Here is a 20,734-nt window from a genome sequence, read left to right on the forward strand (position 1 = left end):
GCCATGCGGTTCGGGATACTTGGGCTACCCCTCACCCTCCCCGCCCTCGGGGGGGCCCCTCCCCCTCCCCGGGGGGGGGGGGGGAAATTAGGCCCCCCCCGCCCGGCCCCCCCTCCGCTTCTGCACCTAAGGGGGGACCTCCCCCCCCCCCGGGGGGGGGGGGGGGGGGGGGGGGGGCTCGCGCGGCGGCCCTTTACCGAGAATCCACGCAATGCATCCCCCTCACCCCGACCCTCTCCCTGGGGGGGAGAGGGGGATTCTCGTGCTTCCTCAGCTCATCGCCACGAGGCTGGCGTTGCCGCCGGCGGCGGTGGTGTTGGTGCTGACGGAACGCTCGTTCATCAGACAGGCGATTTCCACGCCCTCGCCACCCATGGGCACGCCCTGGGTCAGGACGATGGGGCCGGGCAGTTCAGCGATGCGGCGATTGGCGGCCAGCAGGCGGGCGGCGTCACCCTCCACCAGCGCGCCGGCCAATGCACCGAAGGACAGCCAGTTCGCCGTCACCCGGATTCGGGCGGCAAGCTCCGCCGGCAGGGTCTTCAGGCCGGCGGTCACCGCAGCGTCGCCGTCCACCACCACCTCGTTGCCGGTGGCGAGCGCCGCGCCCAGCAGCCGGTACAGACCCTCCTCCGTCTGCGGCAGCAGCAGGATACGGCCGCGCGGGATCAGGCTGTAGATGTTCTGCTCACCCACCGGGCCGGCCAGTTCGACGCTGCCGCCGACGGGGGAGCGCTTCGCCAGCGTCCGTATGTCGGTGGCAATCGCCGCCTTGCCCTGGTCGGAGAGCCAGTCGGCAAGCGCATGGGCCGGCGCACGTACGGCGTCGCTGCCGCGCATGCGCAAGTCGAGGGACGGACGTACGGACAGCAGGCGCGACAGGTACAGCGGGCCACCGGCCTTCGGGCCCGTGCCGGACAGGCCGTGGCCGCCGAAGGGCTGTACGCCGACCACCGCGCCGATGGTGTTGCGGTTGACGTACAGGTTGCCGGCCTCGATCCGGCTGGTCACCCGGTCGATGGTGGCGTCGATGCGGGTGTGCAGGCCGAAGGTCAGGCCATAGCCGGTGCCGTTGATGGCGTCGACCAGCCGGTCCAGATCATCGCGGCGGAAGCGCAGGACGTGCAGGACCGGGCCGAACACCTCGCGCTCCAGGTCGGCGATGCCGTCGATCTCGATGATGGTGGGCGCGACGAAGGTGCCGTTGGCGGTCTCCGCCGGCAGCGGCAGCGACTCCACCCGGCGGCCCTTGGCCCGCATCGCCTCGACGTGGCGGATGATGCCGTCGCGCGCCTCCGCCGTGATGACCGGGCCGACATCGACCGCCAGCCGGTCGGGGCTGCCGAGGCGCAGTTCCCGCATCGCGCCCTTCAGCATGGTCAGCGTGCGGTCGGCGACATCCTCCTGCAGGCAGAGGATGCGCAGGGCGGAGCAGCGCTGGCCGGCGCTGTCGAAGGCCGACGCGATCACATCGCCGACCACCTGCTCCGCCAGGGCGGAGCTGTCGACGATCATGGCGTTCTGGCCGCCGGTTTCGGCGATCAGCGGGGTCGGCGCGCCGTCCGGCGACAGACGTCCGGCCAACTGGCGCTGGATCAGGCGGGCGACGTCGGTGGAGCCGGTGAACATCACCGCGCGGGTGCCGGCATGGCCCACCAGGGCGGCGCCGACCTCGCCCGCGCCGGGCAGAAGCTGGACCGCACCGGCGGGAACGCCGGCGGCGTGCAGGATGCGCACGGCCTCCGCCGCGACCAGCGGGGTTTCCTCCGCCGGCTTGGCCAGCACCGGGTTGCCGGCGGCCAGCGCCGCGGCGACCTGACCGGAGAAGATGGCGAGCGGGAAGTTCCAGGGGCTGATGCAGACCACCGGACCCAGCGGGCGGTGGCTGCCGTTGTCGAAGCCGTCGCGGACCCGGGCGCCGTAATAGCGCAGGAAGTCGATGGCCTCGCGCACCTCGGCGATGGCGTTGGCGGTGGACTTGCCGGCCTCCCGGATGATGAGGCCCAGCAGGGTCGGCATCCGCGACTGCATCATGTCGGCGGCGCGGAACAGGCAGGCGGCGCGCTGGGCCGGCGGGGTGGCGGCCCAGACCGGGGCGGCGGCCTCGGCGAACTGGAAGGCGTCGGCGATGTCGGCCGGGCCGGCCTCGACGCAAGTCCCGACGACGTCGCGGTGGTCGGCCGGGTTCAGCACCGGCTGGGCCTTGCCACGACGTTCGCCATCGGCCAGCAGCGGGGCGGCGGTCCATGCGACGGTGGCGCTGTCGCGCATCGCGGCGGACAGATCGGCCAGCGTGGTTTCGTTCGACAGGTCGAGGCCGGCGGAATTCGCCCGCTCCGCGCCATAGAGGTCCTTGGGCAAGGCGATCAGCGGGTTCTTTTCGCCCATCGGCAGGGCAGCGCGGGCCAGCGCCACCGGGTCGGCGACCAGATCGTCGATCGACACGCTCTTGTCGGCGATGCGGTTGACGAAGGAGCTGTTGGCGCCGTTCTCCAGCAGGCGGCGGACCAGATAGGCCAGCAGGGTCTCATGGGTGCCGACCGGGGCATAGACGCGGCAGGGCCGCTTCAGCGGGCCGACCACTTCCTTGTAGAGCGGCTCGCCCATGCCGTGCAGGCACTGGAACTCGTACTGGCCGACCTTGAACTCGCCGTTCAGATGCGCGGCCATCCGGTAGATGGTCGCCAGAGTCTGGGCGTTGTGGGTGGCGAACTGCGGGAACACCGCGTCGGGCGCCGACAGCAGCCGGCGGGCGCAGGCGGCATAGGACACGTCGGTGTGCAGCTTTCGGGTATAGACCGGGAAATCCTCCAGCCCGTCGACCTGGGCGCGCTTGATCTCGCTGTCCCAATAGGCGCCCTTCACCAGACGGACCATCAGCCGGTGGCCGCTGCGCCGCGCGAGATCGACGATGAAGTCGATGACGTAGGGGCAGCGCTTGCCATAGGCCTGGACGACGAAGCCGATGCCGTTCCAGCCCTTCAGGTCCGGATCGAAGCACAGCGATTCCAGCAGATCGAGCGACAGCTCCAGACGGTCGGCCTCCTCGGCGTCGATGTTGAGGCCGATGTCGTAGCGCCGGGCCAGCCGGGCCAGTTCGGTGACGCGCGGCAGCAGTTCCGCCATCACGCGGTCCGCTTGGGCGCGGGAATAGCGCGGGTGCAGGGCCGACAGCTTGATCGAGATGCCGGGGCCATCATAGATGCCGCGCCCGGCCGACGCCTTGCCGATGGCGTGAATGGCCTTTTCGTAGTCGGCGTAATAGCGGTCGGCGTCGGCGGCGGTCGTCGCCGCTTCGCCCAGCATGTCGTAGGAATAGCGGAAGCCTTCGGCCTCCATCTTGCGGCTGTTGGACAGCGCCTCGTCGATGGTCTGGCCGGTGACGAATTGTTCGCCCATCATCCGCATGGCCATATCGACGCCGCGGCGGATCAGCGGCTCGCCGCCGCGCAGGATCAGCTTGGTCAGCGCCGAGGACAGCGCCTGCTCGCCGCCGAAGCCGTCGCCCAGCACACCCGTGACCTTGCCGGTGACCAGCAGCCCCCAGGTCGCGGCGTTGACGAACAGCGACGGGCTGTTGCCGAGATGGGCGCGCCAGTCGCCGCCGGCGATCTTGTCGCGGATCAGCGCGTCGCGGGTGGCGCGGTCGGGAATGCGCAGCAGCGCCTCCGCCAGGCACATCAGCGCCACACCCTCCTGGCTTGACAGGCTGTATTCGTGGATCAGCCCCTCCACCCCGCGCCCCTGCGGCTTGGCACGCAGCGCCGCGATCAGCGAACGCGCGGTCTCGGCCGCCGCCGCCGTCACCTCGGCCGGCAACGCCGCCTGCTCGACCAGCCACGCCACGCACTCCGGCTCCGGCCGGCGATAGGCGGCGGTGATCGCCCGACGCAGCGGGCCGGCCGGACGAACGACGGGGGCGAAGGCGGCGAAGGGGCCGGTGCCGGTGGAGAAGGACGGCTCGGTGGCGGGGGCAACGCTCGGGTCGGTCATCTGGTTCATCGCGTGGCTGGCTCTGGTCGGGGGGCGTGGAGCGGCACCTGTCCGGCGGGTTGCGGAGGCCGATCCGATGCCTGTCAGGCTAACCGATTTTCCGGGATCCTTTCCAACTGGTATTTATGTCATTTTACCGACTAAAATTCTGAATTATGGCGGTTTGTCAGAATGAATTACGAGCGTCGAGGTGAAATCTCAGAACATCCGGCCGGTTTTCGGGGCCGCGTGACGGGCGCATTCGTTTTTGCCGAACAAAAGTTGGCAAAGCAGCCCTGTTGCCGACGATACAGAGAAAGCGTCGGGCTTGTTTTCGCAGATTCGATGGGATGGCGGGGAGAGCGCCCGAACGGCCGGGACTCAGCCCTTCAGCGGCTTGGGACGGCTGGCTTCCGGCGGCTTGCGCACGGGAATCGGCGGTGCGGCCTTCTCGATGCCGCTCTCGCCCAGATAGGTCTGCGCCGCGGCGACGACCGAGCGCCAGGGCCGTTGCAGCGGGAATTCCGGCCAGCCGTTGGCGAACAGGCCGGAAATCATCCAGCCCGCCATCAACGTCACCGCCAATTGTTCGGAAAAGCCGCCCGTCTTCAGGATCGGCAGGGCGAAATTGCGCCGCCGCTTGATCGGCCACAGCAGCGGCAGGCCGGCCGGGGTCAGCAGGTCGCCGGCCAGATGGGTGAGATAGCCGACGATGAAGGGGATCAGCAGGCGCTGATAGGCCGCATGTTCGTGCAGGACCCACAGGCAGCCGGCGATGGCGAGCGCCGAATGGGTAACGCCGCGATGGCCGAAGATGTTGGAGATCGCCGTGGACAGCGGCTTGACCATCTGCCCCAGAGTCGATTTCGGATGGTCGATGTCCGGCGCCAGCGCCCCCAGAATCGCCGCCCCGAAGGCGACCGCGTCGAAGGTCATCCCATACCGGCTCGACAGGTAGAACCAGGTGGCGCCACCGACGATTATGTGAGAGGACGCCATCACCGTCGGGTCACCGGGGCCTGAAACTGGTCTCTGTCGGGACGGCTCCTGTGCCGGACCCGAAAATTGGGGGAGTTTGACCTTAGAATACTTTCAGGTTCCAGAACAATAATACAGGTGGAACCGAGGGATTCCCTAAACGCATACCGTTCATGCGTTCGGCAACGGCGGGTTGCCGCGGCCATGCTCCTCCCCATCCGGCGTCCGCCGGAATCGGCATGTTGGCCGGGAGGACGAGATGGACAAGCAATAGGACCAGAACCAGGATCGGGACCGGCACGCCGCTCCGCCGACCCCGAAGGAGGACGCCTGCAAGCGGCCGCGCAACCGCGAAGCGGGAAAGCCGGGTTGACCGGTTCTTTCCACCGTCATTTGTCCGAACGCGCCGGAACCGGCCGCGGCGGGATAGCCTGCTACCGCCGCGGGTGCCCGGCGTTTAATGGCATTACTCCCATCCGGCACGGGTGGGGCACATTCCCCGTCCACAGTGCTCTGGCATAGTTTCGCGAACATGCCGGCGGTCGAGGCCGGGAACAATGCCGGGGAGTGGGCGCCGATGGACTCGAAGGAATTCGCAAACGCGGCGGACGGAGCATTAAAGGGACGGTTGGACAATGTCGGCGGCGGCGGGACTGCCGACATCATCGGCAACCACCGCTTCGCCGCCTGGATGCTGTCGGTCGCGTTTCTGTTCGTTCTCAGTGCCGACACGCTGCTTGGCATCGTTCTCAAACCCTATCTGGATGCCGGACTCGACACCACGGTCTGGGACGTCCTGCTCCTGATCCTGGGCAAATCGCCGGAACGCCTGCCGCTCGATTCCTGGGAACCGATGATGACGGCCTTCACCTGGCTGCACGACAATGGACAGGGCAACGTCTACGACGCCATCTTCTTCACCAAACATGTGAAATTCCAATATCCGCTGACCTCGCTGCTGGTGCTGGAGGCGATGTCGGCGGTCGGCCTGCTCCATCTGCGGGTCTATGCCCTGATCAACCTGCTGATGGTCGTCGCCACCGCCGGCGGCATGGCGCTGCTGATGCGCGACCTGGCGGAACGCATGGGCTTCGACCAGACCGTGCGCAACGGGGTCAGCCGGCTGACGCTCGCGGCGCTCGGCGCGGTGGCGACGCTGTGCTTCTTCCCGATCGTCAAGGCCTTCGCCGTCGGCCAGATGCAGGTGTGGCTGAACGCCGCCTTTGTCTTCGCCACCCTGTTCTACGTGCGCGACCAGCGGGTGCTCGCCGGCGCGATGCTCGGCGCATCGACGCTGATCAAGCCGCAGATGTCGCTCTTCCTGATCTGGGCGCTGCTGCGCCGGGAATGGGGGTTCGCCATCGGCTGGGCGGCGGTGGTGGTTCCCGGCTTCGCCGCCGCCAGCGCCCTCTATGGCTTCGGCCCGTCGCTGCATTACCTCGACGTCCTGTCGTTCCTGGGCCAGCATGGCGAAAGCTATTATGCCAACCAGACCTTGAATGGGCTTTTGCACCGCCTGCTCCAGAACGGTCCCAACCTGCTGTTGAACACCAACGGCGAGACCGAATGGCGGGGCAGCGCGTTCCCGGCCTACAATGCGCTCGTCCACGGCGCGACGCTGGTCTCCGGCATCCTGTTCGTCCTGTTCGGCCTGCTGTGGCGGATCAGGGACGGCAATGGGGGCGACCGGCGGCAGCCCATCGCCTCCTTCCTGGTGGCCGGCACCTGCTTCACCATCGGCACGCCGATCGCCTGGATCCCGCATTACGGCGTGCTGCTGCCGGTCTGCGCCTATCTGCTGTTCGTCCTGATCGACCTCGCCGCCCGGGACCGCCGCCGCGGCCTCGGCAAACTGCTGCTGCTGGGCATCGGATTCGCCATCGTGAGCAACGACTTCTTCCATCCCCTGAACGAGCTTGCCGATACCCCCCTCAACATCCTGCAATCCTACCTGTTCTTCACCGCCCTGCTGCTGCTGCACCTGCTGGTGACGACAGCGGACACGCCGCGGGCGGCGCGGCAACCTGCCGCCCCGCCCCTGCCCGCGCGCTGACGGCCCACCGGGGCCCACCGGAACGCCGGACCTTGCGCGCCTGTTGGTGTGCCAGATCACCCAACCGGCAGGAAGGAGCCCCGTCATGGCACGTTACTCGGGAGCAGGCTATTCGCACGGAGACGATACGGGCTGGCTGTCGGCGCGCGGGCTGGCGATGATGGCCGGCGGGGCGGCGCTGGCGCTGGTGGCGAGCCGGCTGCTGCCGCCGGTGGTGGCGCAGCTGGCCGGCACCGCCCGCCATGCCGCCGGCCGCGACGGCATCGACGCGCTGATCGACGACCACCGCCACATCCAGTCGCTGCTGGTGGCGATGGTGCAGACCCCGATGGATGCGCCGGGCCGCCGCACCCAGCTGCTGCTGCGCCTGAAGCGCCGGCTTGCCGCCCATGCCATGGCGGAGGAGGACGTCGTCTATCCGCTGCTGCACGATCAGGCGCGGAAGGAGGAGGACGCCAAGCATCTCTACGGCGAGCATGCCGAAATGAAGATGCACCTGTTCGACCTGGAACAGACCCCGAAGGACGATCCGCGCTGGCTCGCCGTCGCGCTGGACCTGAAGCGCATCATCGACGGCCATATCCGGCAGGAGGAGGAGATCGATTTCCCCGCCCTGCGCAACAGCCTGGACGACGGTCAGACCGCCATCATGTCCGGCGGCGTCGCCCGCGAGAAGGCACTGATCCTCTGACCATCGCCTTATGGCAAGGGGTCGGGGGCGGAACGCTCCGCCCGCCGGTCCTGTTGCTGGACACGACCGTCATGAGGGCCGTCACGAAGGCAAGAGTCGGGGAGACATCGATGAGAGCACTGGTCTGGCATGGCGCCAATGACATCCGCTGCGACACGGTTCCGGATCCGGAGATCGAGCATCCGCGCGATGCCATCGTCAAGGTGACGACCTGCGCCATCTGCGGGTCCGACCTTCACCTGCACGACAATTTCATGCCGGGCATGGAGAAGGGCGACATCGTCGGCCATGAGTTCATGGGCGAGGTGGTGGAGGTGGGAACCGACGCCAAGGGCGCGCTGAAGGTCGGCGAGCGGGTGGTGGTTCCCTTCACCATCTGGTGCGGCGAATGCGACCAGTGCAAGCGCGGCAACTATTCGGTCTGCGAACGCTCCAACCGCAACAAGGCGCTGGCCGACAAGGTCTTCGGCCACACCACCGCCGGGCTGTTCGGTTACACCCACCTGACCGGCGGCTATGCCGGCGGGCAGGCCGAATATGTGCGGGTGCCCATGGCCGACCGCACCCACATCAAGGTCCCCGGCGGGTTGACCGACGAACAGGTTCTGTTCCTGGGCGACATCTTCCCCACCGGCTGGCAGGCCGCCGCCCAGTGCGACATCCAGCCGACCGACACCGTGGCGATCTGGGGCTGCGGCCCGGTCGGGCAGATGACGATCCGCAGCGCCATCCTGCTCGGCGCCAAACAGGTGATCGCCATCGACCGCGTGCCGGAACGGCTGGCGATGGCCAAGGCCGGCGGCGCCATCACCATCAATTTCGAAGATGAGGGCGTCGTCGAGCGGCTGAACGAGTTGACCGGCGGCAAGGGTCCGGAGAAATGCATCGACGCCGTCGGCATGGAGGCGCACGCCACCGCCACCATCGACAGCATGATGGACCGCGCCAAGCAGGCGCTGATGCTGGAATCGGACCGCGCCCATGTGCTGCGCGAGATGATCTATGTCTGCCGCCCCGCCGGCACTCTTTCGATCCCCGGCGTCTATGGCGGGCTGATCGACAAGCTGCCCTTCGGCATGGCGATGAACAAGGGACTGACCTGGCGCATGGGCCAGACCCACGTCAACCGCTGGACCGACGATCTGCTGAACCGGATCCAGGAAGGGCAGATCGACCCGTCCTTCGTCATCACCCACACCGTACCGCTCGATCAGGGCCCCGAGATGTACAAGACCTTCCGCGACAAGCGGGACGGCTGCATCAAGGTGGTCCTCAAGCCCTGAGGTGAAGACATGGCCTATTACGACCGCTCCTCGGCCGGAGACACTCTCGCCCGCGGGTTGGGCTGGTTCAGCATCGGCATCGGCGTCGCCGAACTGATGGCCGGCCGCCGCATCGCCCGCTGGATGGGGATGGAGGACAAGACCAACCTGATCCGCGCCTATGGCGTGCGGGAGATCACCGCCGGCGTCGGCCTGCTGGCGCTCGGCGATCCCAAGCCCTGGATCTGGGGCCGCATCGCCGGCGACGCCGTCGACATGGCGACGCTGGCGGAGGGAATGGCCCTTGGATCGAAAGACAATCCACGCGCCCGGAATGCCGGCATCGCCTTCGGCGCCGTACTGGCGACGACGGCGGTGGACATCGTCTGCGCCCAGAAGCTGCACCGGGAGGAGGCCCATTACCGCAGCCTGCCGGTGCCTGACTACAGCGGTCGCAGCGGCTTCCCCCGCCCCGTCTCCGCCATGCGCGGTGCGGCCAGCAACGCCCCCATCGCCGAGGACATGCGGACGCCGAAGATCCTGCAGTTCCAGCCGGCGACCGGCCAAGCCGGCGCCTCCTGACCCCGACGTATCCGGCCGACCTGTTCATGGCCCTGTGGCGCCATGCGCTCGAGTCGGGGCGCTCGAGTCGGGGCGCTCGAGTCGCGCCGGCCTCAATCCACCGTGAACGTGTTGCGCAGCGACCCGTCGGCATTGACCATCTGGTAGCGGCCGTCGGGAAGCTTGTAGATCTCCATGCATTGCTGGCGCGGATCGATGTCCAGCGTCAGGCAATAGCGGTCGCCGGACACCGTCCAATGGCCGTATTCGTTGCCTTTGGACCCGGAGATGACGATCGACCCGTCCTTGGAAAAGCGGTTCATGTAGGACTTGCCGCGCGCGTTGACGATGCTCAGCGTGTGGCCGCCGAGCAGCGTCGACAGCTCCGGCCCGGTCAGGCGCTGGGCGCCCGGCTTGCGGTAGTCCGGCTCGAACCCGGCGCAGGCCGACAGGCCCGCCAGGGCGGCCAGCGTCACCACGAGCAGGCGCCCGCGACCAGGGGAGGCGGGACGGGAATGGGATGGCAATCGCATGGGGTCTGGCCGCCTTTTTCCGGTTCGTTGCACCGATCAAGATTGGCGGCGAAGGCGTGTCCGGCAAGTCATGAGAGTTGCCCGCCCGCCGCAAGAGTGGCGGCGGGCGGGCGGCAACCCCGTCAGGACGACAGCGTCTTGTTGATCCGCAACGCCACCAGCGTGCAGACCGCGCCCGACAGCAGGTAGAGGCCGGAGGCGAACAGCCCGAAATGGCTGGACAGGTACAGCGCGACGAAGGGCGCGAAGCCGGCCCCGAACAGCCAGGCCAGATCGGAAGTCATCGCCGACCCGGTATAGCGGTACTGCTGGCTGAAGCCCGACGCCACCGACCCCGACGACTGGCCGAAGGACAGGCCGAGGATGACGAAGCCCAGCACCATGAACACCAGTTCGCCCACCTTGCCGGCGTCGAGCAGCATCGGGGCGAAGCCGCTGAACACCGCGATCGCCGCCGCGCAGGTGCCGAGCAGCGTCCGCCGCCCCACCCGGTCGGCGATATAGCCCGAAGCAATGATCGCGAGCGTACCGAACACGGCGGCGATCACCTCGATGACCAGGAAGACGCCGGTTTCCTGATTCGCGTTGAGGAAGATCCAGGACAGCGGGAAGACGGTGACCATGTGGAACAGGGCGAAGCTGGCCAGCGGGGCGAAGGCGCCGATCACCACGCGCTTGCCCTCCATCTGCAACGTCTCCACCACCGGGGCCGGCTGCAGTTCGCGGTTCAGGAACAGGCGTTCGAACTCCGGCGTCTGCACCAGCCGCAGGCGGGAGAACAGGGCCACCACATTGATGGCGAAGGCCACGAAGAAGGGATAGCGCCAGCCCCAGGCGAAGAAATCCTCCGCCGACAGGCTGTTGACCATATAGGCGAACAGGCCGCTCGCCACGATCAGGCCGATGGGCGCGCCCAGCTGCGGGATCATGGCGTACCAGCCGCGCCGATTCTCCGGCGCGTTCATCGCCAGCAGCGAGGCCAGGCCGTCCCAGGTGCCGCCCAGCGCGATACCCTGCCCGATGCGCGACAGCGCCAGCAGCCATGCGGCGGCGACGCCGATCGCCTCGTAGTCCGGCAGGAAGGCCAACGCCACGGTGGAAATGCCCAGCAGGAACAGGGCGATGGTCAGCTTGGCGCTGCGCCCGTAACTTTCGTCGATGGCCATGAAGATGAAGGTGCCGATCGGTCGCGCGACGAAGGCCAGCGCGAAGATGGCGAAAGACCAAAGGGTCCCGGTCAGCGGATCGACATAGGGGAACACCAGCTTCGGAAAGACGATCACGGAAGCGATGGCGTAAACGAAAAAGTCGAAAAACTCGGATGTTCTGCCGATGATCACGCCGATGGCAATTTCTCCGGGGTTGACCCCGTGATGCCGCGCGTTCACCAGCCTCGCATCCCGTTCAACGGCCGCAATCGATGAAGTCATCATGTCGGCTCCGGCTGCGTTATTTCGCTTGCGATGATCCGCAGATCATACAATATGGGGCCCCAACTTTCGGTGCCCTGTCAAGCGCGCAGGCGTGAGGCATTGGACAAATTGTCCAATGTCGCAGCTAGGCTATTGCCGCTAGCTGTCTGCCCAAAGCAAACCTTATGAAACAGGTCCTGCCTTGAGCCGTTATCGCGCAATCGCCCTGCTGCCAGTGATGGCGGCGTTGAGTGGCTGCAACCTGGTCGTGCTGAACCCGGCCGGCGACGTTGCAAGCCAGCAGGGAGACCTAGTGGTCATCTCCACCCTGCTGATGCTGCTGATCATCGTCCCGGTCATGGCGCTTACCGTGCTGTTCGCCTGGCGTTACCGTCAGTCCAATAACACGGCCCGCTACGAACCGGACTGGGACCATTCGACGCAGCTTGAACTGGTGATCTGGGCCGCCCCGCTCCTGATCATCATCTGCCTGGGTGCCATCACCTGGGTGACCACCCACAAGCTCGATCCCTACCGTCCGCTCGACCGCATCGCGTCGGACAAGCCCGTTCCCGCCGGCGCCAAGCCGCTGGACGTGCAGGTGGTGGCGCTCGACTGGAAGTGGCTGTTCGTCTATCCGGAATACGGCATCGCGTCCGTGAACGAGATGGCGGCCCCGGTCGACCGGCAGATCCGCTTCAGCCTTACCGCCTCGACGGTAATGAACTCGTTCTATGTTCCGGCGCTGGCCGGCATGATCTACACCATGCCGGGCATGGAGACGAAGCTCCACGCCGTGATCAACGAGCCGGGGACCTACAAGGGCTTCTCGTCCAACTACAGCGGCGCCGGCTTCTCGCACATGCGCTTCAACTTCCTCGGCCTGTCGAACCAGGATTTCGACGGCTGGGTGTCGAAGGTGAAGTCGGCCGGCGGTTCGCTCGACCGCAACGCCTATCTGGCGCTGGAGAAGCCGAGCGAGGCCGTCCCGGTCCAGCATTACGGCACCGTCGATCCGAAGCTGTTCAACGCCGTCGTCAACATGTGCGTGCGTCCCGGCACCATGTGCATGAGCGACATGGCCGCCATCGACCGTGCGGGCGGGCTGAACGCGGGCGGCAAGGCCGCCGCCGAGGCGATCCTGCGGGCCAACACGCTGGCCGGTTTCCCGGACACGCAAGCGACCGGCCTGTGCACCGTGGCCGAGGCTGTTGAAGCCGCCGCAAACTCGGGCGCCGTGCAGCGCCCCACCGTCACGCCGATCAGCGCGTCCGCCTCCCCGGCCGGGCCGCAGCGGCTGGCCAATCCCTGATTGGGCACACCGGCATGCTTGAGACACTGACGACCTTCCTCTTCGGGCGCCTCAGCCTGGAGTCCTTCCCCTATCACGAGCCGATCGTGGTCGCGACCTTCTTCGCGGTCGTGCTCGGCGGCATCGCGCTGGTCGCCGCCCTCAGCTATTTCAAGCTGTGGGGCTATCTGTGGACGGAGTGGTTCACCACCGTCGACCACAAGCGCATCGGCATCATGTACATGGTGCTGGGCCTGATCATGCTGCTGCGCGGCTTCGCCGACGCCATCATGATGCGCGCCCAGCAGGCCATCGCCTTCAACGGCAGCGAAGGCTATCTCAATTCCCACCACTTCGATCAGGTCTTCACCGCCCACGGTGTGATCATGATCTTCTTCGTCGCCATGCCGCTGGTGACGGGGCTGATGAACTATGTCGTGCCGCTGCAGATCGGCGCGCGCGACGTGTCCTTCCCGTTCCTGAACAATTTCAGCTTCTGGATGACCGTCGGCGGCGCAGTCCTCATCATGGCCTCGCTGTTCGTCGGCGAGTTCGCGCGCACCGGCTGGCTGGCCTATCCGCCGCTGTCGGGTCTGGAGGCCAGCCCGGACGTCGGCGTCGACTATTACATCTGGGCCCTGCAGGTGGCGGGCGTCGGAACGACGCTGTCGGGCATCAACCTGATCTGCACGATCGTGAAGATGCGCGCCCCCGGCATGACCATGATGAAGATGCCGGTCTTCACCTGGACCTCGCTCTGCACCAACGTCCTGATCGTCGCCTCCTTCCCGATCCTGACCGCCGTCCTGGTCCTGCTGTCGCTGGACCGCTATGTCGGCACGCACTTCTTCACGAACGACATGGGCGGCAACCCCATGATGTACGTGAACCTGATCTGGATCTGGGGCCATCCGGAAGTCTACATCCTGATCCTGCCGTGCTTCGGCATCTTCTCGGAAGTGACCTCCACCTTCACCGGCAAGAAGCTGTTCGGCTACACCTCGATGGTCTACGCGACCGTCGTCATCACCATCCTGTCCTACCTGGTGTGGCTGCACCACTTCTTCACCATGGGTTCGGGCGCCAGCGTGAACTCGTTCTTCGGCATCACGACGATGATCATCTCGATCCCGACGGGTGCGAAGATCTTCAACTGGCTGTTCACCATGTACCGCGGCCGCATCCGGTTCGAACTGCCGATGATGTGGACCATCGCCTTCATGCTGACCTTCGTGATCGGCGGCATGACCGGCGTGCTGCTGGCGGTTCCGCCCGCCGACTTCGTGCTGCACAACAGCCTGTTCCTGATCGCCCACTTCCACAACGTCATCATCGGCGGCGTGCTGTTCGGCCTGTTCGCCGGCATCTACTACTGGTGGCCGAAGGCCTTCGGTTTCCGCCTGGATCCGTTCTGGGGCAAGATGTCCTTCTGGTTCTGGGTGATCGGCTTCTACTTCGCCTTCATGCCGCTCTACGTCCTGGGCCTGATGGGCGTCACCCGCCGCCTGCGCGTGTTCGAGGATCCGTCGCTGCAGATCTGGTTCCAGATCGCCGCCTTCGGCGCCGTCCTGATCGCGCTCGGCATCGGGTCCTTCCTGATCCAGATCGCCGTCAGCGTCCTGAAGCGCAAGCAGTTGGTCGACGTGTCGGGTGACCCGTGGGACGGCCGTACCCTGGAATGGGCGACCTCCTCGCCGCCGCCGGGCTACAACTTCGCCTTCACGCCGGTCATCCATGACAACGATGCCTGGTGGGACATGAAGAAGCGCGGCTATGCCCGTCCGCTGGACGGCTTCCGCCCGATCCACATGCCCAGCAACACCGGCACCGGCGTCATCCTGGCCGGCATCAGCACCGTGCTCGGCTTCGCCCTGGTCTGGCACATCTGGTGGCTGGCCGCGGTAAGCTTCGTCGGCCTGCTGGCGGTCGCCATCAACCATACCTTCAACTACAACCGCGACTTCCACATCCCGGTGGATGAGGTGGTGCGGACCGAGAGCGAGCGGACCCGTCTGCTCTCCGGACAGGTGTAAAGCATGACGACGACCGTTGAAGCCATGCACGGCAGCCACGCGGGGCACGACACCCCGCGCGGCGCCACCCCGCCCGTCTTCTATGTGAGGGACGAGCACGCCCACGAAGCCGCCAGCACCGCGCTCGGCTTCTGGATCTACCTGATGAGCGACTGCCTCATCTTCGCGGTGCTGTTCGCGACCTACGGCGTGCTGGGCACCAGCTACGCCGCCGGCCCGACGCCGAAGGAGCTGTTCGACCTGCCGCTGGTGGCGCTGAACACCTCCATGCTGCTGCTGTCCTCCATCACCTATGGCTTCGCCATGCTGGCGATGGAAAAGGGCCGCACCGGCCAGACCCAGGCCTGGCTGTTCATCACGCTGCTGTTCGGCCTCGCCTTCCTGGGCATCGAGCTGTTCGAGTTCGCGCACCTGATCCACGAGGGGGCCGGCCCCTGGCGCAGCGCCTTCCTGTCGTCCTTCTTCACGCTGGTCGGCACCCACGGGCTGCACGTCACCTTCGGCAGCGTGTGGCTGGTGACGCTGATGGTCCAGGTCGCCCGCCGCGGCCTGATCCCGGCCAACCGCCGGCGCCTGATGTGCCTCAGCATGTTCTGGCACTTCCTGGACGTCATCTGGATCGGTGTGTTCACCTTCGTCTATCTGATGGGAGCGCTGCGATGAGCACCCACGCGCACAGCGACCACCACGCCCATCAGGGCCACGGGCATGACCATGGCGGTCACGGCGGTCATGGTCACGACGACCACGGCCACCCCGCAGGCGCCCACGGCACCTTCGGCAGCTACATGATCGGTTTCGTCCTGTCGGTGATCCTGACGGTCATTCCGTTCTGGCTGGTGATGAACGGCACGCTGGACAACGCGACCACCACGGTCGTGATCCTGGCGCTGGCCGTCGTCCAGATCATCGTCCACATGGTGTATTTCCTGCATATGAACGGCCGCGTCGAAGGCGGCTGGTCGATGCTGGCGATGATCTTCACGGTCATCGTCGTGGTCATCATGTTCGCCGGTTCGCTCTGGGTGATGTATCACCTGAACCACAACATGATGCCCGGCATGGCCCACGACATGAGCAAGATGCCGTGACCGGACTGCCGTCCGCGCCCCCTGCGGGCGGCACAAGGAAGAGGGCCCGCCCGGTCTGGGCGCTGGCCCTCTTCGGCCTTCTGGCGCTGGCCGGCGTCGCCGGCCTGACCGCGCTCGGCATCTGGCAGCTCGAACGCCGGGTGTGGAAACTGGATTTGATCGAGCGGGTGGACGCCCGCATCCACGCCTCTCCGGTGCCGGCACCGGGGCCGGAGTCCTGGCCGTCGGTCACGGCGGCGTCGGACGAGTACCGGCCCGTCACCGTCACCGGCCGCCTGATGAACGACCGCGAGACGCTGGTGCAGGCCGTCAGCGACCTGGGCGGCGGCTTCTGGGTGATGACCCCGCTGGTCACCGACCGCGGCTTCACCGTGCTGGTCAACCGCGGCTTCGTGCCGCCGGAAAAACGCGATCCCGCGACCCGCACCGAAGGTCAGCCGCAAGGCGAGGTCGCCATCGCCGGATTGTTGCGCATCACCGAACCGAAGGGTGGCTTCCTGCGCAGCAACGACCCGGCCGCCGGCCGCTGGTATTCCCGCGACGTCGCCGCCATCGCCGCCGCGAAGGGGCTGACCGATGTCGCCCCCTATTTCATCGATGCCGACGGCACCCGCAATCCCGGCGGCTGGCCGGTCGGCGGGCTGACGGTGCTCAGCTTTCCCAACAGCCATCTCAGCTATGCGCTGACCTGGTTCGCGCTGGACCTGATGCTGATCGGCGCCGTCCTCTACGTCGTCCGCAGCGAGATGCGGCGGCGCCGGGCGTAACCCGTTGCTATTGGGTGCGCGGCCTCAGCACCGGCGTTCCTTGTGAGGCCGGCGCCGAGGCCGCAGCCCTGTCCAGCGGCAACAGGCGTTGCAGGGCGGCGATGTAGCCGTGCAGCGCCTCGCGGCCGAGGGGGGTAAGGGCGTAGCTGGATTGCGGCCGCCCCTCCCCCGTTTCCTTGCGGACCGACACGTAGCCCGCCGCGATCAGCTTCTTCAGATGCGAATCGAGGTTGCCGTCCGACACGTCCAGCCGCTGCTTCAGCTCGGTGAAGGTCGCCTCGCCGGCGCCGGCCAGAAAGGCGGCGATCTGCGTGCGCAGCGGTTGGTGCAGCAGAGGGTCGAGCGTGTCCAAGGCCATTCCGTTCAGGGTTTGAGATCGAAGCGCGCCGACATGGTGCCGGGCGACTTGCTGTCCTTTTCGCCGGGCAGCGTGATGGCGAACTCCCCGCCGACCGCCTTGTCGGCGGACATCCAGGTCTTTCCGTCGAAGCTCAGCCACGTCTTGTAGACATAGACGTCCCGGTTGGTGGCGACCTCCATCCGCGCCAGCCCCGGCTTGGAAATCAGCGTCCCGGAGACCGACGCCACCACCGGCAGCGGCGCCCCGGCCGGGTAGAGCAGCACGTAATCGCCGCCGGCCGACGGTGTCTCACCATAGCGGACCACCGGGATTTTCGCCATCTCGTCGGCGCCCGGCGCCGGCATCAGGCCGGCACAGCCGGCAAGCGTCACCGTGGCGGCCAGCAGGGCCGCAGACAGAGTCCTGGTCATCTTTTTCTCCTGGGTTTACGGATTGGGAAAGAGAGAGGGGATTAGGGCCGCGGCGCGGCCATGGTGTTGGCGTTGACGACGGCGCGGACGACCGGTCCGCCGTCGGGCGTCAGGTCGCCGTCCAGCTTGGGGACATGCAGCCACAGACCGACGGTGCCGCGCATCCAGGGCTCGCCGTCGAAGCGGGCGTCGCCGGTCGGCACGCCGTTCTCCAGAACCAGCTCCACCGGCTTGGAAAGGGTCAGCGGCAGGGTGGTGGCGGGATCGTTGCGGAAGATGTTGCCGTTCACGCGGATCTCGACCGGCACCGGCGTGCCCGCCGGCAGGGTCAGGACATGGCGCCCCACCGCCCCAGCCCCCTTGCGGAATGCGTCGAGCGACAGGGCCGGCGCGTCGGCCGGGGCGCCGAAGTCGCCGTGATGGCGCAGGGCCAGCGGCACGCCCAGCACCACCAGCATCCAAGCGGCGGACTGCGCCATGCGGTGCCAGGACGGCCGCGCCCGCCCGCGGTCGAGCATCAGCGCCAGCAGCGGCAGCCCCAGCCCGAAGACCGACGCCGCGATCAGCCGGATGATCGTGTAATCGAGCCGGTAAACCAGGCTGGCGATGCCGGTGAGGATGGTGAGGACGCCGATCCACTCCAGCAACTCCTCGGAAAACAGGCCGTGGACATAGAGGCCGAGGCCGATCAGCACCACCCAGGCGGCGCAGACCATGTATCCGCCGCCGAAGAAGAAGGTGGCGAAGGTCATCAGGATGCCCAGCGCCACCAGCAGCCACCAGACCTTCAGCACCTGCCGGTGGATGAAGGACCATGCCTCGTCCCGCTCGCGCTTGACCCGCCGCGTCAGGTGCCAGTCCAGCACCGCCACCCCGCCGAGAGACAGGGTCAGCAACAGCAGCCACGCCACCGCCTGTTGCGTCACGTCGGCGAACTGCGCAGGCGTCAGGATGCGGTCGCTGAACAGCAGCAGCGCCGCCCCCGTCAGCCCCCACAGGACCAGCGTGTGCCGCTCGATCCGCAGATTGCGGTGACCGGCCGACAGCATGGAATGGATGGCGTCGAGGCGCTGGGACAGGCTGTCGGACATGGGATTTCCGTGGCTTCGGGTCGGTGGGGCTGTCCGCTGAACGTCACTCTGTGATGCAGAGTAAATACACTCTGAAATACAGAGTGTCAACGGCGAAGCCCGCGCCTGCGTCGATATGGACCATTGCCCTTTGGCATAGGGGAAACATCCGACAAAGCTCCCCTCCCGCCGGTAACTCTCTATATAAGTCGGTATGCTGATGAACCGGGCGAGGAACAGGACGTCTTTCGTGCGCGACACCACCGACCGCAAAAACCTGTTCCTGCTCGTCCAGCTGCGTTGGCTCGCCGTCGTCGGGCAGATCGTGACGATCCTGATCGTCCATCTGCAGATGGGCATCCGCCTGCCGCTGCTGCCGATGGCGGCGGTGATCTTCGTGCTGGTGGCGTTGAACATCGCCAGCCTGATCCAGATCCGCCGCAGTTCGGCCGTCTCCAACACCCAGCTGTTCCTGGAACTGCTGATCGACGTCTGGGCGCTGACGTTGCAGCTCTATCTCAGCGGCGGCGCCTCCAACCCCTTCATCTCGCTGTATCTTCTTCAGGTGGCGCTGGGGGCGGTGCTGCTGGAGGCGTGGTCGGCCTGGGCGCTGGTTCTGGTGGCGACCGCCGGCTTCACCTGGCTGATCGGCACCCACCAGCCGCTTCCCCTGCCGCCCGCCTATGAAGGCGAACTGTTCAGCCTGCACATCCAGGGCATGTTCATCTGCTTCGTGCTGGCGGCGAGCCTGCTGGTCCCCTTCCTCACCCAGATCAACCGCAACCTGCGCGCCCGCGACGCCTATCTGGCGGAACTGCGCCAGCGCTCCATGGAGGAGGCGCACATCGTCCGCATGGGGCTGCTGGCGTCGGGCGCGGCGCATGAGTTGGGAACGCCGCTCGCCACCCTGTCGGTGATCCTCAACGACTGGCGCCGCATGCCGTCGCTGATGGCCGACCCCGATCTGGCTGAGGAGGTGGCGGAAATGCAGAACCAGATCGACCGCTGCAAGGCCATCGTGTCGGGTATCCTGATGTCGTCGGGCGAGGCGCGCGGCGAGGGGACGGTGCGCACCACGGTGAAGGGGTTCCTCGACGGGCTGGTGGAGGACTGGCTGTCCAGCCGCTCGCCGGGCCGCTTCGACTATGACAACACCGTCGGCCCGCAGGAGCGGATGATCGCCGACCTCGCCTTGAAACAGGTGCTGTTCAACGTGCTGGACAATGCGCTGGAGGCCTCGCCCGACTGGATCGCCGTCGCCGCGCTGCGGCAGGGCGACAATCTGGTGGTGGCGGTCAATGATTGCGGCCCCGGATTCGACCCCGCCATCCTGGAGGAGCTTGGCAAGCCCTACCGCTCCACCAAGAAGCGGCCGGGCAGCGGGCTCGGCCTGTTCCTGGTGGTCAATGTGCTGCGCAAGCTGGGCGGCACCGTCACGGCCAAGAACCGGGCCGCCGGCGGCGCCACCGTGACGCTCACCCTGCCGCTGTCCGCCCTGTCGCCGGGAGGCTCCGATGGAGACGACTGAACTGGAGACGCACGAGTTGGAGGGGGGCGACCGCACCCTGCTGATCGTCGAGGACGACGAGTCCTTCGCCCGCGCGCTGCGCCGGTCCTTCGAACGCCGCGGCTACGAGGTCCATGCCTGCGCCGGGCTGGAGGAGATGCGGGAGATCCTGCAGACGGTGGACCCCGACTATGCGGTGATCGACCTGAAGCTCGCCACCGGATCGGGGCTGGAATGCGTGAAGGAACTGCACGAGGCGGACGAGGAAACCCGCATCGTCGTGCTGACCGGCTTCGCCAGCATCGCCACGGCGGTGGAGGCGATCAAGCTGGGCGCCTGCCATTATCTGGCGAAACCGTCCAACACCGACGACATCGAGGCCGCCTTCGACCGCACCGAGGGCGACACCTCCATCGCGCCGGCCGTCCGCACCACCTCGATCAAGAATCTGGAGTGGGAGCGCATCCACGAGACGCTGGTGGAGACGAACTTCAACATCTCGGAGACCGCGCGGCGGCTCGGCATGCACCGGCGCACCCTGGCGCGCAAGCTGGAGAAGAAGCGGGTGCCGTGAGTACTGAGAGACGCTAGTCGTTTGAACCGCTTCGCATCCGATCCCGTTATGAGTTTGTCTCGGCCGTCATTCCCGCGAAGGCGGGAATCCAGACATTCCAAAGGCTTAGGCGCGGCAAAGCCTGGATCCCCGCCTTCGCGGGGATGACGGCCGACAACAGCCACTGGA

18 protein-coding genes are annotated in these 20,734 nt (G+C 67.0%); 11 read left to right on the forward strand and 7 right to left on the reverse strand.

Annotated elements, in window-relative coordinates:
• Positions 1 to 270: 270 nt before the first annotated feature.
• Together putA and FZ029_RS27185 are read right to left on the reverse strand one after the other, a co-directional pair.
• On the reverse strand, positions 271 to 4,002 hold the full coding sequence (putA, locus tag FZ029_RS27180; protein ID WP_211104233.1) for a trifunctional transcriptional regulator/proline dehydrogenase/L-glutamate gamma-semialdehyde dehydrogenase: 3,732 nt from the start codon (positions 4,000 to 4,002) through the stop codon (positions 271 to 273).
• A gap of 351 nt (positions 4,003 to 4,353) precedes the next feature.
• Entirely contained in the window at positions 4,354 to 4,971 is a 618-nt protein-coding gene (locus FZ029_RS27185) for a metal-dependent hydrolase (protein ID WP_149200631.1), read from the reverse strand.
• A gap of 556 nt (positions 4,972 to 5,527) precedes the next feature.
• Between FZ029_RS27185 and FZ029_RS27190 the strand changes: the two genes are divergently transcribed.
• The 4 genes from FZ029_RS27190 (at position 5,528) to FZ029_RS27205 (ending at position 9,538) form a co-directional block, all read left to right on the forward strand.
• Positions 5,528 to 7,003, forward strand: a complete 1,476-nt coding sequence (locus FZ029_RS27190) for a glycosyltransferase family 87 protein (protein WP_149272793.1) — start codon at positions 5,528 to 5,530, stop codon at positions 7,001 to 7,003.
• A gap of 85 nt (positions 7,004 to 7,088) precedes the next feature.
• Entirely contained in the window at positions 7,089 to 7,694 is a 606-nt protein-coding gene (locus FZ029_RS27195; RefSeq protein WP_149272794.1) for a hemerythrin domain-containing protein, read from the forward strand.
• A 110-nt stretch (positions 7,695 to 7,804) separates the two neighbouring features.
• Positions 7,805 to 8,977, forward strand: a complete 1,173-nt coding sequence (locus FZ029_RS27200; protein ID WP_149272795.1) for a zinc-dependent alcohol dehydrogenase — start codon at positions 7,805 to 7,807, stop codon at positions 8,975 to 8,977.
• 9 nt (positions 8,978 to 8,986) lie between these two features.
• Positions 8,987 to 9,538: a cyclase dehydrase gene (locus FZ029_RS27205; RefSeq protein ID WP_149272796.1), complete on the forward strand. Its 552-nt coding sequence runs from the start codon at positions 8,987 to 8,989 to the stop codon at positions 9,536 to 9,538.
• A 92-nt stretch (positions 9,539 to 9,630) separates the two neighbouring features.
• Here FZ029_RS27205 and FZ029_RS27210 read toward each other — a convergent pair whose 3' ends face one another.
• Both FZ029_RS27210 and FZ029_RS27215 read right to left on the reverse strand, forming a co-directional pair.
• A complete protein-coding gene (locus FZ029_RS27210; protein ID WP_149272797.1) occupies positions 9,631 to 10,050 on the reverse strand; it encodes a WD40 repeat domain-containing protein in 420 nt (139 codons plus the stop codon).
• A gap of 122 nt (positions 10,051 to 10,172) precedes the next feature.
• Positions 10,173 to 11,483 (reverse strand): MFS transporter, encoded by a 1,311-nt coding sequence (locus tag FZ029_RS27215; RefSeq protein WP_149272798.1) that lies wholly within the window; start codon positions 11,481 to 11,483, stop codon positions 10,173 to 10,175.
• Positions 11,484 to 11,664: 181 nt separating this feature from the next.
• Between FZ029_RS27215 and cyoA the strand changes: the two genes are divergently transcribed.
• Genes cyoA through FZ029_RS27240 form a run of 5 tightly spaced genes read left to right on the forward strand, consistent with a single transcriptional unit; the run spans position 11,665 to position 16,644 of the window.
• Complete coding sequence (gene cyoA / locus FZ029_RS27220; RefSeq protein WP_188052068.1) at positions 11,665 to 12,774, forward strand: ubiquinol oxidase subunit II; 1,110 nt, start codon at positions 11,665 to 11,667, stop codon at positions 12,772 to 12,774.
• A 14-nt stretch (positions 12,775 to 12,788) separates the two neighbouring features.
• On the forward strand, positions 12,789 to 14,786 hold the full coding sequence (gene cyoB / locus FZ029_RS27225; protein ID WP_149272799.1) for a cytochrome o ubiquinol oxidase subunit I: 1,998 nt from the start codon (positions 12,789 to 12,791) through the stop codon (positions 14,784 to 14,786).
• Positions 14,787 to 14,810: 24 nt separating this feature from the next.
• Positions 14,811 to 15,449 (forward strand): cytochrome o ubiquinol oxidase subunit III, encoded by a 639-nt coding sequence (gene cyoC, locus FZ029_RS27230; protein WP_109073640.1) that lies wholly within the window; start codon positions 14,811 to 14,813, stop codon positions 15,447 to 15,449.
• Positions 15,446 to 15,877, forward strand: a complete 432-nt coding sequence (gene cyoD / locus FZ029_RS27235) for a cytochrome o ubiquinol oxidase subunit IV (protein ID WP_149272800.1) — start codon at positions 15,446 to 15,448, stop codon at positions 15,875 to 15,877. Before cyoC ends, cyoD begins: the two co-directional genes overlap by 4 nt.
• Positions 15,874 to 16,644, forward strand: coding sequence for an SURF1 family protein (locus FZ029_RS27240; RefSeq protein ID WP_149272801.1), 771 nt, complete (start codon positions 15,874 to 15,876; stop codon positions 16,642 to 16,644). The genes cyoD and FZ029_RS27240 overlap by 4 nt, the downstream gene beginning before the upstream one ends.
• A 7-nt stretch (positions 16,645 to 16,651) precedes the next feature.
• Here the strand turns inward: FZ029_RS27240 and FZ029_RS27245 are convergent, their stop codons facing one another.
• The 3 genes from FZ029_RS27245 to FZ029_RS27255 are packed head-to-tail and all read right to left on the reverse strand — an operon-like array spanning position 16,652 to position 18,506.
• The gene (locus tag FZ029_RS27245; protein WP_211104234.1) at positions 16,652 to 16,996 is read right to left on the reverse strand and encodes a transcriptional regulator; all 345 of its coding nucleotides are present in this window, start codon (positions 16,994 to 16,996) and stop codon (positions 16,652 to 16,654) included.
• A gap of 11 nt (positions 16,997 to 17,007) precedes the next feature.
• Positions 17,008 to 17,415 (reverse strand): hypothetical protein, encoded by a 408-nt coding sequence (locus tag FZ029_RS27250; protein ID WP_149200644.1) that lies wholly within the window; start codon positions 17,413 to 17,415, stop codon positions 17,008 to 17,010.
• Positions 17,416 to 17,456: 41 nt separating this feature from the next.
• Positions 17,457 to 18,506: an MFS transporter permease gene (locus tag FZ029_RS27255; protein WP_149272803.1), complete on the reverse strand. Its 1,050-nt coding sequence runs from the start codon at positions 18,504 to 18,506 to the stop codon at positions 17,457 to 17,459.
• Positions 18,507 to 18,735: 229 nt separating this feature from the next.
• Between FZ029_RS27255 and FZ029_RS27260 the strand changes: the two genes are divergently transcribed.
• Positions 18,736 to 20,013, forward strand: coding sequence for an ATP-binding protein (locus tag FZ029_RS27260; RefSeq protein ID WP_247892525.1), 1,278 nt, complete (start codon positions 18,736 to 18,738; stop codon positions 20,011 to 20,013).
• Positions 20,000 to 20,566, forward strand: a complete 567-nt coding sequence (locus FZ029_RS27265; protein ID WP_149272805.1) for a response regulator transcription factor — start codon at positions 20,000 to 20,002, stop codon at positions 20,564 to 20,566. Before FZ029_RS27260 ends, FZ029_RS27265 begins: the two co-directional genes overlap by 14 nt.
• The last annotated feature ends 168 nt before the right edge of the window (positions 20,567 to 20,734 follow it).

Origin of the sequence: Azospirillum sp. Sh1, from assembly GCF_008365135.1 — a bacterium.
Lineage (GTDB): Bacteria > Pseudomonadota > Alphaproteobacteria > Azospirillales > Azospirillaceae > Azospirillum > Azospirillum oryzae.

Excerpts from the sequence above, each read along its gene's own strand:
- FZ029_RS27210 (WP_149272797.1), bottom strand. The coding sequence starts at position 10,050 with ATGCGATTGCCATCCCATTCCCGTCCCGCCTCCCCTGGTCGCGGGCGC.
- FZ029_RS27255 (WP_149272803.1), bottom strand. The coding sequence starts at position 18,506 with ATGTCCGACAGCCTGTCCCAGCGCCTCGACGCCATCCATTCCATGCTG.
- FZ029_RS27250 (WP_149200644.1), bottom strand. The coding sequence starts at position 17,415 with ATGACCAGGACTCTGTCTGCGGCCCTGCTGGCCGCCACGGTGACGCTT.
- FZ029_RS27215 (WP_149272798.1), bottom strand. The coding sequence starts at position 11,483 with ATGATGACTTCATCGATTGCGGCCGTTGAACGGGATGCGAGGCTGGTG.
- cyoD (WP_149272800.1), top strand. The coding sequence starts at position 15,446 with ATGAGCACCCACGCGCACAGCGACCACCACGCCCATCAGGGCCACGGG.
- FZ029_RS27195 (WP_149272794.1), top strand. The coding sequence starts at position 7,089 with ATGGCACGTTACTCGGGAGCAGGCTATTCGCACGGAGACGATACGGGC.
- FZ029_RS27190 (WP_149272793.1), top strand. The coding sequence starts at position 5,528 with ATGGACTCGAAGGAATTCGCAAACGCGGCGGACGGAGCATTAAAGGGA.
- putA (WP_211104233.1), bottom strand. The coding sequence starts at position 4,002 with ATGAACCAGATGACCGACCCGAGCGTTGCCCCCGCCACCGAGCCGTCC.
- FZ029_RS27265 (WP_149272805.1), top strand. The coding sequence starts at position 20,000 with ATGGAGACGACTGAACTGGAGACGCACGAGTTGGAGGGGGGCGACCGC.
- FZ029_RS27185 (WP_149200631.1), bottom strand. The coding sequence starts at position 4,971 with ATGGCGTCCTCTCACATAATCGTCGGTGGCGCCACCTGGTTCTACCTG.
- cyoC (WP_109073640.1), top strand. The coding sequence starts at position 14,811 with ATGCACGGCAGCCACGCGGGGCACGACACCCCGCGCGGCGCCACCCCG.
- cyoB (WP_149272799.1), top strand. The coding sequence starts at position 12,789 with ATGCTTGAGACACTGACGACCTTCCTCTTCGGGCGCCTCAGCCTGGAG.
- FZ029_RS27200 (WP_149272795.1), top strand. The coding sequence starts at position 7,805 with ATGAGAGCACTGGTCTGGCATGGCGCCAATGACATCCGCTGCGACACG.
- FZ029_RS27205 (WP_149272796.1), top strand. The coding sequence starts at position 8,987 with ATGGCCTATTACGACCGCTCCTCGGCCGGAGACACTCTCGCCCGCGGG.